This is a genomic window from Alteromonas sp. DYW1, from assembly GCF_059752595.1.
This window is the reverse complement of the sequence record NZ_CM186038.1, coordinates 1,918,248-1,930,786: the sequence shown is the minus strand read 5'-3', so window position 1 is coordinate 1,930,786 and position 12,539 is coordinate 1,918,248. Positions and strand designations below refer to the sequence as shown.

Genomic DNA, 12,539 nt, shown 5'->3' with positions numbered 1-12,539 from the left:
TCAAAGCGTGGAGATTTAGTGAAAATAGGCGCCTAATGCGTTGTATTTAAACACGATCTCGCGAAAGCGATGACAATAATAAAGGTTAACGAATGACATTCGCCACAAAGCCTCACTCTGTACTCCTCGAAAACGTATACAAAATGATCGACAAAAATGTCGACGCGGCTTTCTCTCAACTAGTTAAACAGTTTGCTCAACGCCTTTACTCAAATATGGCGGCAGACGATTTAGACGATCGCAATGACAGTGACTTGTATGGTGCTGCTTTGAGTCTATGGCATCAATTTGAGCGCTTCGATTCAGCCGAACCTACTATCCGCGTGTTCAATCCCGAGATCGCCAAGCACGGTTGGCGCAGTAGTCACACCATTGTTGAAATCATCGTAAATGATATGCCATTTTTGGTCGACTCGGTGCGCATGGCGTTAAATCGCATGGAAATTTCTGCGCACTTGTTACTGCATAGTCCAATCACCATTAAACGCGATGCCAATAAAAGTGTGGTGGAGTTTCTAGACAATCCTCCAAAACGCAAAACTGCAGGCGTTATTAAACAAACCGTATTCTTAATTGAAATTGATCGGCAAAATTCACAAGCTGCCATTAAGCAGTTAACCAATGAATTGCACTCAGTGGTCGATGAAGTCTCGTTAGCAGTCAACGATTGGCAACCGATGCGCGATCGCTTAGATGCCGTGATCAAGTTAATTGATTCAGACAAAGCAGGTATTGCGAACGCAGATGCTAAGAAACAAGCCCTAACATTCTTAGAATGGCTAGCGGATCATAACTTCACTCTAATGGGTTATCGTTACTATGACGTAAAAGCAATTAAAGGTGACCATCGATGGGTACCCGATAACGCATCAAGTTTAGGTTTGATGAAAAACTCACAAACCGATCGAGATCGGTTAATTTCGAAAATGGCGGCGAGTGCACAAAGAGCTGCTTTGAGTCAAAACCCACTCATTCTTACTAAAACGAATACACGGTCGAGAGTGCATCGCCCTGCGCACATGGATTATGTGGGGATAAAAGAATTTAACGATAAAGGCGATGTTATTGGAGAACACCGCTTTATAGGGTTGTATTCAGCCTCCTTTTACAACAGCAGTGCAACACAAATCCCTGTCCTTAGAGAGAAAATCGAGCGGGTTTGCAGTTTGTCGGGTCTTGAGCCAGGCACTCACGCGTTTAAGGCGTTTGTCAATATCATTGAAACCTATCCGCGCGATGAGATTCTGCAAAGTACCGATGCGGAACTGACCAACATCATCCTCGGTATTTTCCAAATGCAAGAACGCGGTATCACGCGTTTGTTCATGCGTAAGGAAATTTTTGGGCGGTTTATTTCATGCATGGTATTCGTGCCGCGGGAAAAATATAACACTCAGTTACGTAAAGAAACTCAAGCCCTATTAAAACAAGCATTTGGCAGCGAGGAAGACGTAGAATTTACCACGTATTTCTCTGAATCTGTGTATGCCCGCACGCATTACATTGCGCGCGTTAAAGATAACAACGTGGAATACGATGTGAAGGAAATTGAAAATAATATAATCGAGCTAACCAAAACATGGAATGACCGTTTAGCTAACGCTATCGTTTCTGCGCATGGTGAAGCAGCCGGTAAGGCACTTCAGCAGCGCTATGCGAATGCTTTCTCACGCAGCTACACAGAGTCTAACCTACCTAGCGCAGCTCTAGTCGATATAGAGAGACTTGAGTTGTTATCCAATGATAAAAAGCTCGACATGCTGTTTTATCGCCCACAAGAAGAGCCGTCTAACAGTGATGTGGTCAAGTTGAAATTATTCCACAAAGACGAGCCAATCCACTTATCTGATGTCTTACCCATGTTGGAAAATTTTGGATTGCGGGTGATTGACGAAAGTCCATTTAGAGTAACCTGTGCTGAAGGTAACGTGAATTGGATCATGGATTTCAAAATGTTGCACAAGCGTGTGCAAGATTTTGATATGGAAACAGCACAGGCATTATTCCAACACGCATTTTCGCAAGTGTGGAACAATCAGCTTGAAGATGATGGTTTCAACCGCTTGATCCTAGGGGCTAATTTAACCGGTCGCAGCGTAACAATCCTGCGTGCATACGCCAAATACATGAAGCAAATTGGGTCTTCATTCAGCCATGACTATATTGCCAGTACATTAGCGGCATATCCTTTGATTGCTGAAAGTTTAGTTAAATACTTTGAGCAGCAATTTAACCCAGCGATTAAGCGAAATCCGAAGAAATCCGAAGCGATTTTAGAGGACATTGAAAAGCACCTAGACAATGTATCGAACCTGGATGACGACCGAATTATTCGTCGCTATTTAGATTTAATTAAGGCGACTTTACGTACCAACTTCTATCAAAAAGATGCGGCCGGCAAACCCAAGGCTTACGTATCTTTTAAAATGCTTCCAGAGAACATTCCGGATATGCCTTTGCCGTTACCGAAGTTTGAAATCTTCGTGTACTCGCCAGAAGTGGAAGGGGTACATTTGCGTGGTGGTAAAGTAGCGCGTGGCGGCCTGCGGTGGTCGGATCGTCAAGAAGACTTCCGCACTGAAATTTTAGGCTTGGTTAAAGCCCAACAAGTAAAGAATACGGTTATTGTTCCGGTTGGAGCTAAAGGCGGATTCGTATGCAAAAATTTACCTACTGATCAAGGTCGTCAGGCTATTTTTGAAGCAGGACAAGCGTGTTATCGCACCTTTATTCGTAGTCTCTTAGATATAACCGATAACATTGTGGATGGTGCGATTGTGCATCCCAAGGATGTTGTGCGGTTAGACGAAGATGACCCGTATTTGGTTGTTGCAGCAGACAAGGGAACAGCAACATTCTCAGATATTGCCAACGGTATTTCCGAAGAATACGGATTCTGGTTGGGTGATGCATTTGCCTCTGGTGGTAGCATCGGTTACGACCACAAGAAAATGGGAATTACCGCACGCGGGGCTTGGGAATCGGTTAAACGTCACTTCCGAGAAATTGGAATTGATTGTCAAACCACAGATTTCACGTGTATCGGTATTGGTGATATGGCGGGCGACGTGTTTGGTAACGGTATGTTGTTGTCAGAGCACACACGTATTATTGCTGCGTTTAATCACATGCATATTTTCTTCGACCCCGATCCTGATGCAGCAAAAACGTATCAAGAACGGAAGCGTTTATTCGAAAATCCCAGCCTGTCTTGGGATGATTATGACCGTAGCTTGATTTCTAAAGGCGGTGGTATTTTTGAACGTTCCGCCAAATCTATTAAGCTAAGTCCAGAGATGAAGAAGTGGTTAGGTACACGGCAGAATGCGATGCCACCTAATGAGCTTATTCACAACATTCTTAAGATGGAAGTTGATTTACTCTGGAACGGTGGGATCGGAACCTATGTTAAGGGTAGCAAGGAAAGCCACAGCGAAGTTGGCGATCGTGCGAACGACTCCTTGCGCGTCAACGGTAAAGATTTACGCGTTAAGATTGTAGGCGAGGGCGGGAATCTCGGTCTTACCCAACTCGGTCGGGTTGAATTCGCTGGCACTGGCGGTCGTGTTAATACTGACTTTATCGACAACGTTGGTGGTGTTGATTGTTCGGATAACGAAGTCAACATTAAGATCTTGCTCAATGCATTAGTTAATGATGGTGAGCTTACGGTTAAACAGCGCAATAAATTGCTGTATGACATGACCGATGACGTTGCTAACATTGTTATTCAAGACTGTTATCGTCAGACCTTATCAATTTCGATTACCGAGCGCGCTGGTGCAAGTTTGATCAAAGAACAGTTGCGCTTTATTCATGGCCTAGAGCGCGAAGGTTCGTTGAATCGGGAATTAGAGTTTATTCCTAATGATGATGAAGTATCGGATCGTTTAGCTTCTGATCGTGGCTTCACTCGTCCTGAGTTATCGGTGCTAATCGCTTACGGTAAAATGGTGTTAAAAGATGAGTTGAATACACCAGAGATCACCGAGAACCCTTATTATGACCGGTTGTTGCTGAATGCTTTCCCAGCAGTACTGCGCAAGAAATTTGCGAAACAAATGCAGAACCACCCTCTGCGTAGCGAGATCATTGCCACTAAATTGACCAATGAAATTGTTAATGACATGGGGCTGAACTACATGTTCAGGATCCAGGAAGAAACTGGCGCAACAGTGTCTGAGGTTGCGATTGCTTATTCAGTGGTAAAATCTATCTTTGGGATCGGCGATCTGTGGCGCGAAATTGAAGACTTAGACAATCAAGTACCGGCAGATGTGCAGCTAGGTATGTTAGACCAAGCACGGCGCACGATACGCCGCGCTTCACGCTGGTACCTGCGCCATGGTAATCAAGCGTTAGGTATTGAGGACGCAATTGCGCAATACAGTGATGTTTATAGAGACTTACGCGATAATCTTTCTGAATACCTTGTACCAGAGGAATATGCGCAAGTTGAACGCGCTGCTGATAAACTAATCAAGCATGGTGTGCCAGATACAGTAGCACGCTCAGTGGCTAGCTTTAGTAATATGTTCTGCGCGCTAGATCTGGCGCAGATCGCGCAGACAGATAAGCGCGGTAATGCAGTTGCGGCAAAACTGTATTATCAGTTAGGCTCGAAACTGGAGCTGCATTGGTTCCTTGATCAAATTAACAACCAATCAGTGAGTAATCATTGGCAGGCGCTGGCGCGGGCATCCTACCGTGAAGAACTCGATTGGCAACAACGTTCAATTGCGAATTCGTTGTTAATTAATTCGCCTGATGAGAAAAATGCAGAAGTCATTTTGCAGCAATGGATGGATGCCAATAAAGTACTGCTACAACGTTGGTATCACATGATGTCTGAGTTTAAAACCAGCACGACGCATGATTTTGCGAAGTTTTCTGTCGCTTTACGTGAATTGATGCTGTTAAGCGTTAAGGCAAACCATTAAAATAACCCCATTGTGATTAAAACGCCTCGCAATGCGAGGCGTTTTGCTATGAGGATATGAACCACTATGTACGGACTCGTACAAACCGCTTTACTTAATTGCGATCCGGAGAAAGCGCACGACCTAACGATTAACTGGTTAAAATACTCACAATCAAATGTGTTGCGCTGTACCTATGCCCAAGCCGTTAATCCTAAACCTGTATCAGTAATGGGCTTGCAGTTCAAAAACCCAGTGGGTTTGGCTGCAGGCTTAGACAAAAATGGAGAATGCGTGGATGCATTTGGCGCAATGGGATTTGGCTTTGTTGAGGTCGGAACTGTAACGCCCATAGCACAACCGGGTAACGACAAGCCACGATTGTTTAGACTTCCTGAAAAGCACGCGATCATTAATCGTATGGGCTTTAATAATAAAGGTATTGATTATCTTATCGAGCGCGTAAAACGCGCCAAGTACGATGGTATTGTGGGCATTAATATTGGCAAAAATAAGCAAACGCCAGAGGAACAGGCGTTAGATGATTATCTCATATGTCTAAATAAAGCTTATCCCATCGCAGACTATATCACCGTCAACATTTCATCACCGAACACTCCCGGTTTACGTAACCTGCAATATGGTGAGGCGTTGGATCACCTGTTAAGTGGATTAAAGTTGCGTCAGACTGAATTAGCTGAGCAACATGGTCAATACAAACCACTGGTAGTTAAGATTGCCCCGGATCTCACAGACAGTGAAATCCGCGAAATTGCACAAGCGTTATTACGTTCTGGGTTAGACGGCGTAATTGCTACCAATACCACGCTTGAGCGCAAGGCAGTTGAAGGCTTACCTCATGCAGATGAAGCTGGAGGGTTATCCGGTTCAGTGCTAACCGCAAAGAGTTTACACGTAACTCGAGTGTTAGCTGATGCTTTAGAAGGGCGCATGCCAATCATCGGTGTAGGCGGTATTGACAGTCCAGAAGCAGCAAAAGAACGGCTCGCTGCCGGTGCTTCGCTCGTACAGATATACTCAGCGATGATATATCAAGGTCCGAAATTAATTAAAGATGTTATCAATGCACTCTAAACCCAAGTATTCACCGATAGGGCAGTCAGAATTATGACGAATAAGACAAATACGGTGATCCTGACTACCAGCCGTGGTTTGGATGAATTATTAAAGCAAGAAGTCGAAAGTTTATGTCCAGAATTACATGCACGTATAAAACCGGGGCAAGTGATCGTTGAAGCGACCCTAGCGGACGCATATCGCTTATGCTTATGGTCCCGACTCGCCAATCGAGTTATTTGGGTCTTGGCTGAAGGCCCGGCCGATAATGCTGAACAGCTATATGCCACGGCTCAAGATGTGGTATGGAATGCAGAATTTTCAGCTCGAGCTGGATTTTTAATTAATTTCAGTGGCACAAATCGGGCACTCAAAAACAGTCAGTTTGCAGCTCAGCTGGTAAAAGATGCTGTCGTTGATAGTTTTACCGAAGCTGGTTTAGCACGTCCAAATGTCGATAAGATTGCACCAGACTTTATTATTCAAGCGCGGTTGTGGCGCGACAAAGTGGTTATTGGCGTCGATTTATCCGGCGGTAGTTTACATCAACGCGGTTATCGCACTGAGACTGGTGAGGCGCCCCTAAAAGAGCATGTGGCTGCAGCCATTTTGTATCGCTCAGGCTGGGTAAATGAACAGCAATCAACCTTAGTGGATCCCATGTGTGGTTCGGGCACTATCGCGATTGAAGCCGCCTTAATGGCCAGTAATCGAGCGCCTGGGCTAATCCGTCAACGCTGGGGCTTTGCGGCATGGTCGCAACACGACGAGCGCCTCTGGATCTCACTGTTAGAGCATGCTAAGCAGTCTGTGCGCGAACATACGGGCAGAATAATCGCCAATGACAGTCAGCAAGGTCTTATTGCAATTGCCAAAAAGAACGCTAGTCAAGCGGGAGTGTTTGATCTCATTGAGTTTTCGCGTCAAGACGCTACGCAGCTGAAAATTACGCCTCAACAAGCTGGCTATATTGTTGCTAATCCACCCTACGGTGAGCGCCTAAGTGACCTAGCGGAGCTTGTCCCATTATTCAATCGCTGGGGCGATCATTTAAAGGCTAATTATCAAAACTGGCATGTAAGCTTACTCACCTCTGAGCGTGATTTATTGCGCCAACTTAAGCTGCGGGCAAAGCAAGAATACTCGCTGATGAACGGTAAATTAGAATGTAAGCTGGTAAATTTTTACCTTGACGAAGAAAACCTCAAAACGCGCGCCAGCCAGGGTAGTGATGAGTTTGCCAATCGTCTACGTAAAAATATAAAACAGATGCAACGTTTTGCTAAACAAGCAAATACTAATGCTTATCGATTATATGACGCAGACTTGCCAGATTATAATGTGGCGATTGATGTTTATGCTGATTGGATGATCGTACAAGAGTATGCGCCTCCTAAAGATATACCGGCGGAAAAAGCCAAACGTCGGTTAAGTGACATTATCATTCAATTACCGGCATTGACCGGTGTCGATCCGAAGAAGATAGCCTTGAAAGTTCGCAGCCAACAAAAAGGCACGGCGCAATACACCAAGGTGGATTCGCAAGCGAATCGAATAACCGTGCTAGAGCAGGGGGCGCAATTTTATGTTAACCCAACGGATTATCTAGACTGTGGTTTATTCCTGGATCACCGTAAAACACGTTATTTAGTAGGGCAAATGGCTCGTGGCAAAGATGTGCTCAATTTATTTGCCTACACTGGCAGCGTGTCAGTTTATGCCGCGTTAAACGGAGCGCGTAGTGTAACGACAGTCGATATGTCAAAGACCTATCTGCAATGGGCTAAAGATAATTTTCGCTTGAACGGATTAACCGGTGCTTATGAATTTGTACAAGCTGATTGTGTTGAATGGATAGGCCTACACCAGCGTAAATACGATTTGATTTTTATCGATCCACCGTCGTTTTCGAATTCTAAACGTATGCAAACGACATGGGATGTCCAACGTGACCACGTCGCGCTCTTAACTCACGCAGTTAAATGTTTGAATACTAATGGACAGATTATGTTTTCAAATAACCTACGCAGCTTTAAGCTTGATGAAGATGCCCTTAGTAGTTTGGGATTGACGATTGAAAACATCTCTGTCAAGACCATTCCGGAGGATTTCAAACGCAACCCTAAAATTCATCAATGTTGGATTTTATCGCGATGAAACTAACGCTCATGACAGGCCCAGGCTGCCATTTGTGTGACGATGCCTATCGATTATTGAATGCTCTCGACCGCTCTGATTTAGATATTATTAAACAGAATATCCGTGATGATCACGACCTCTATCATCGGTATGCTTTGATGATCCCAGTACTCCGCAGAGAGGACAATCAAAGTGAATTACATTGGCCATTTGAACAGTCTGAATTAGAACAATTTTTAGCATGAGTTTATTACAATTAAAGCAGGCATCAGTGCTGTTTGGCACGCCGCCGTTACTGGATAACGTTGAATTCACTTTGCACGCAAAGGAACGGGTTTGTATCGTTGGACGGAATGGTAGTGGCAAATCTACGTTAATGAAGATTTTGTCTAATGATGTGCAATTAGACGATGGTGTGAGGGTAGTGGATGGGGGCGTGAAAATTGCCCGATTGCCACAAGATCCACCGGAAAGTGTTGAGGTGACTTTATTTGATTATGTTGCCGAAGGCTTAAGTGATGCAGGTGCGGTATTACGGGATTATTTTAAGCAATTACAAGTTGTTAGTGAGTCGCCAACCGAAGCCGCGTTAAATAAATTGCAGCGTTTGCAAGAATCTCTCGAAGCAAAAGATGCATGGCAATTAGAGCAGCAAATTGCCAATGTGTTAACTATGTTAGGGCTGGATGGGGCGCAATCCCTTGCCTCACTTTCAGGAGGATGGCGGCGCAAGGCCGCACTAGCACGCGCATTAGTGGGAGGGCCAGATGTTTTATTACTGGACGAACCAACTAACCACCTAGACATCGAGATGATCCGTTGGTTAGAACAACACCTTAAGGCGTTTAACGGGGCGATCGTGTTTATCAGCCACGATAGAGCGTTTATTCGGAATCTTGCTACCCGGATCGTCGATCTCGACCGTGGTAAGTTAACCAGTTATGACGGAAATTATGCTAATTATTTGGTGAAGAAAGCCGAAGATTTAGAAATTGAAGCCCGTCATCAGGCAGAGTTTGATAAAAAACTCGCCAAAGAGGAAGTGTGGATCAGGCAAGGGATCAAAGCGCGGCGTACCCGCAATGAAGGACGTGTTAGAGCGCTTAAGGCATTGCGTGAAGAATATAAAGCCCGGCGTAAAGTGGTAGGGCAAGCAACCCTGTCGCAAAATATTAGCAATCGTTCGGGTAAACGGGTATTTGAAGCGACCGATTTACATTACAGTATCGAAGGTAAAACCATCGTAAGTAATTTCAGCGTGAATATTCAACGCGGGGATAAAGTCGCGATTATTGGTCCGAATGGTTGTGGCAAGAGCACACTCATAAAGTTATTGATAGGCGAATTACAACCTCAGTCAGGCGCAGTACAACAAGGCGTGAATCTTGAAATCGCTTACTTTGATCAGCACCGAAGCGTGCTAGATCTGGACAAAACTGTTATTGATAGTGTCGGTGATGGTAAGCGGGATCTAATCGTTAACGGTCAACCGCGCCATGTTATGAGCTATTTACAAGACTATTTGTTTGCCCCGGAACGTGCGAATGTTCCTGTACGTGCATTGTCAGGGGGAGAAAAAAATCGACTTGTGCTCGCACGTTTGATGCTCAAGCCGAGTAATGTATTGATCTTAGACGAACCCACCAACGACCTTGATGTAGAGACCTTAGAGCTACTTGAATCATTATTGGTTGAGTATGCTGGTACCCTCCTACTAGTTAGCCACGATCGTGAGTTCGTGGACAATGTTGTTACTAGCAGCCTGTACTTTGCGGGTAACGGCGAAATTGCTGAGTTTGTCGGAGGATATACTGATGTACAAGAGTGGTATGCAAACAACGAAGCTACTGAGAAATCCGCCGGTTCTGCGCATCAGAAAAAAACTGAACTTGATGAAACTAATAAGCCTCAGTCCGGTCATAACGACGGAATTAAACGCGAGACTTCTCCCCAACGCTCGAAAAAGTTATCATACAAAGATCAACGTGAACTCGATGCGTTACCTGCGTTAATTCAGGATTTAGAAGAGCAGCAAGCGCAGTTACAACTACGCATAAATGAGCCCGATTTTTTTAATCAGCCCGCGGAGCAAACAACGCCTGCTCTAGAGCAATTAGCCGAGATTGAGCGGCAATTGGAAGCAGCGTTTGACCGCTGGGATGAACTAGAAAGTGCGCTAGAATAAATTAGAAACAGGACAATTAATGAAGTTATCCAAACTGGCCTTTGCATCCGCATTGGCACTGTCAGTTAGTCTCGCCGAAGCCGCTCAGTATCGTATTGAGCCCTTACCCCTAGATACAGTGGCGGTCAACCATTTCGCTCAGGCAATTACCAATGACGGCAACATGTACGTCACAGTGCGTGATGAGTTTAATCCTCCGGTAGACGTGAGTTTGTTAGATTTTGACAGTGAAACCTTAGTGGCAGCGTTAACCGACCTGGATGCAGCAAAGGCGGGTAATTTTAATACAGAAGATCTGACTACCGTTGTCAATATATTGATCCAAGCTCGCGCCGCAAATAGCGTAGTTTTGCAGCGCCTAGCACAGTACAGAAGTTATCGTACCGATGGTGTTGACAGCGTATTGATCCCGGGATTTGATATTATCACTGACACCTTTAACGATTACACCCAAAGTGCGAATACGATAGTGCGTGACGCTATCGAAGGTGGCATCAGTGTTGGGCGTGGCGTCGGCCCTTACAGTAAACTTGATTACGTTAACGACAGTGGTGATGAAGCAACATTTGTATTAAATGAGCACATCAATCGAGCATTCGCTGACTTTAATGGTGTGACAACGCCATTGTTGTCGCTTGAAACTCGCTTAGGTGGCTACAGTGAAGCCGTTGCCATTAATGATAATCTTCAGGTTGTTGGTTTTGGCGCAACAGCATTGTCAGAGAACTCGGTCTCTTTGATTGAAAGTTGTGCAGATGAAGATACGCGTGGCGATATTCCGGAAGAACTCTGTTTGCGTAACTTACGCGAAAATGGCGGTGGGTTAGCCGACGTATTGCGAAGAGCGGCACAAACCAGAGCCCATGTTTGGCAGTTAAATTCTGCTGGAGAGCTGGTTAATACGACGGCCTATGGGCTGATTTTTGAGCCAGAAGCAGATAACACATTTAACTATGTTAGCCGAGCGTACGACATCAACAATGCTGGCGTAGCGGTGGGTGATTCAATGACAGGGCAGGGTGTGTCAATTACTCGCCCTGGTGCATCGTTTGGACAAGTAGAGGCTGAAATTGTTGCAGTTTCATTCGCTGATGGCGTGATCACAGAGCTGTTGCCCCGAGAAGAAAACCAATTGAGCAGTGCAACTTTAATTAATGATGATTATATCGTTGGCACAGTGACACGTGAGTCTAATGGTGTGTCGCGTGCAACAATGTTTGTCTATGATCTCGCGACGCAAACTGCCGCTTATCCGCGCGGTTTCTTTGCCAGTGCTGGTACAACACCGCGAGCGATCAATAGTAACAATATCATTGTCGGTGAAAGCGAAATTGAAGCATCAGCAGAGCAAGTTCGCGAAAAGAACGCATTTATGTACGATATTGCTAATGACAGTCTGGTTAATTTAAACACATTACTCGAATGCGATAGTCCCTACACCTTAATAGACGCCGTGGACATTAATGATAATAACGAAATTATTGCCAACGCCAGAATTAGGCAGGAAGGTAAGAATATTCGTGGTGAGACCTTTCTCGATGAAAATGGCAATACTGTTATTGAAGACACTGTCTACGCGGTCAAGCTAGTGCCTATTCCGAATGGCCAGATCGATGAATGCCAGCTAATTGAGGAGCCGATAGAACGGCAGGGGGCCAGCAATCAACCAACGGCTTTATTGGCATTATTGGCAATGATATTCTGGCGTCGTAGAAAGATGGTGTAGTGTTTTCATCGCACATTTTAAGGCCGCACAAAGTGCGGCTTTTTACTATCTGCTTTACCACTTTAGCGGTTTATTTCTTATATATCTTGGAGCCTCAAATATAACCATTATTATAACGATTTATTGTAATGAAAAATTCATAAAAGTTTCATCAATTTAACGTTTGTCAAGTAGTAATGCGATGAAATAACCTTGAACCAAATGTCCTGTTCCACTATCTCTAATATGTGGGTGAAATTTAAAATAATGCGACAGTTTCCAACTCAAAGTTTCACCGCACAAATGATCAATTCAACAGAGGTAACTCAATGAAAAGACAAAAAAGAGATAAATTGACACGTGCACATGCTAAAGGGTACCAAGCCGGTATTACTGGCCGTTCGAAAGAGTTATGTCCATTCCAGACCTCAGATGCCAGGTCGCAATGGTTAGGAGGATGGAGAGAGGCCGTTGAGGATAGAAATTTAGGGTTTAGCCGCTAAATCTAATTATC

7 protein-coding genes are annotated in these 12,539 nt (G+C 44.6%); all 7 read left to right on the top strand.

All coding sequences use genetic code 11. The features are described 5' to 3' along the window. Positions 1 to 92 precede the first annotated feature (92 nt). Positions 93 to 4,940 (top strand): NAD-glutamate dehydrogenase, encoded by a 4,848-nt coding sequence (locus tag AC121Z_RS08570; RefSeq protein WP_498123617.1) that lies wholly within the window; start codon positions 93 to 95, stop codon positions 4,938 to 4,940. A gap of 66 nt (positions 4,941 to 5,006) precedes the next feature. Further along, entirely contained in the window at positions 5,007 to 6,014 is a 1,008-nt protein-coding gene (gene pyrD / locus AC121Z_RS08565) for a quinone-dependent dihydroorotate dehydrogenase (protein WP_498123616.1), read from the top strand. Between the two features lie 33 nt (positions 6,015 to 6,047). After that, the gene (rlmKL, locus tag AC121Z_RS08560) at positions 6,048 to 8,153 is read left to right on the top strand and encodes a bifunctional 23S rRNA (guanine(2069)-N(7))-methyltransferase RlmK/23S rRNA (guanine(2445)-N(2))-methyltransferase RlmL (protein WP_498123615.1); all 2,106 of its coding nucleotides are present in this window, start codon (positions 6,048 to 6,050) and stop codon (positions 8,151 to 8,153) included. Beyond that, a complete protein-coding gene (locus tag AC121Z_RS08555; RefSeq protein ID WP_498123614.1) occupies positions 8,150 to 8,380 on the top strand; it encodes a glutaredoxin family protein in 231 nt (76 codons plus the stop codon). The genes rlmKL and AC121Z_RS08555 overlap by 4 nt, the downstream gene beginning before the upstream one ends. Then, positions 8,377 to 10,320: an ATP-binding cassette ATPase Uup gene (gene uup, locus AC121Z_RS08550; protein ID WP_498123613.1), complete on the top strand. Its 1,944-nt coding sequence runs from the start codon at positions 8,377 to 8,379 to the stop codon at positions 10,318 to 10,320. Before AC121Z_RS08555 ends, uup begins: the two co-directional genes overlap by 4 nt. Before the next feature lie 19 nt (positions 10,321 to 10,339). Then, positions 10,340 to 12,046 carry a DUF3466 family protein gene (locus AC121Z_RS08545; RefSeq protein WP_498123612.1) on the top strand — a complete coding sequence of 569 codons (1,707 nt, stop codon included), beginning with the start codon at positions 10,340 to 10,342 and terminating at the stop codon, positions 12,044 to 12,046. A gap of 308 nt (positions 12,047 to 12,354) precedes the next feature. After that, a complete protein-coding gene (gene rmf, locus AC121Z_RS08540) occupies positions 12,355 to 12,528 on the top strand; it encodes a ribosome modulation factor (RefSeq protein WP_100641438.1) in 174 nt (57 codons plus the stop codon). Positions 12,529 to 12,539 lie beyond the last annotated feature (11 nt).

Excerpts from the sequence above, each read along its gene's own strand:
- AC121Z_RS08570 (WP_498123617.1), top strand. The coding sequence starts at position 93 with ATGACATTCGCCACAAAGCCTCACTCTGTACTCCTCGAAAACGTATAC.
- pyrD (WP_498123616.1), top strand. The coding sequence starts at position 5,007 with ATGTACGGACTCGTACAAACCGCTTTACTTAATTGCGATCCGGAGAAA.
- rlmKL (WP_498123615.1), top strand. The coding sequence starts at position 6,048 with ATGACGAATAAGACAAATACGGTGATCCTGACTACCAGCCGTGGTTTG.
- AC121Z_RS08555 (WP_498123614.1), top strand. The coding sequence starts at position 8,150 with ATGAAACTAACGCTCATGACAGGCCCAGGCTGCCATTTGTGTGACGAT.
- uup (WP_498123613.1), top strand. The coding sequence starts at position 8,377 with ATGAGTTTATTACAATTAAAGCAGGCATCAGTGCTGTTTGGCACGCCG.
- AC121Z_RS08545 (WP_498123612.1), top strand. The coding sequence starts at position 10,340 with ATGAAGTTATCCAAACTGGCCTTTGCATCCGCATTGGCACTGTCAGTT.
- rmf (WP_100641438.1), top strand. The coding sequence starts at position 12,355 with ATGAAAAGACAAAAAAGAGATAAATTGACACGTGCACATGCTAAAGGG.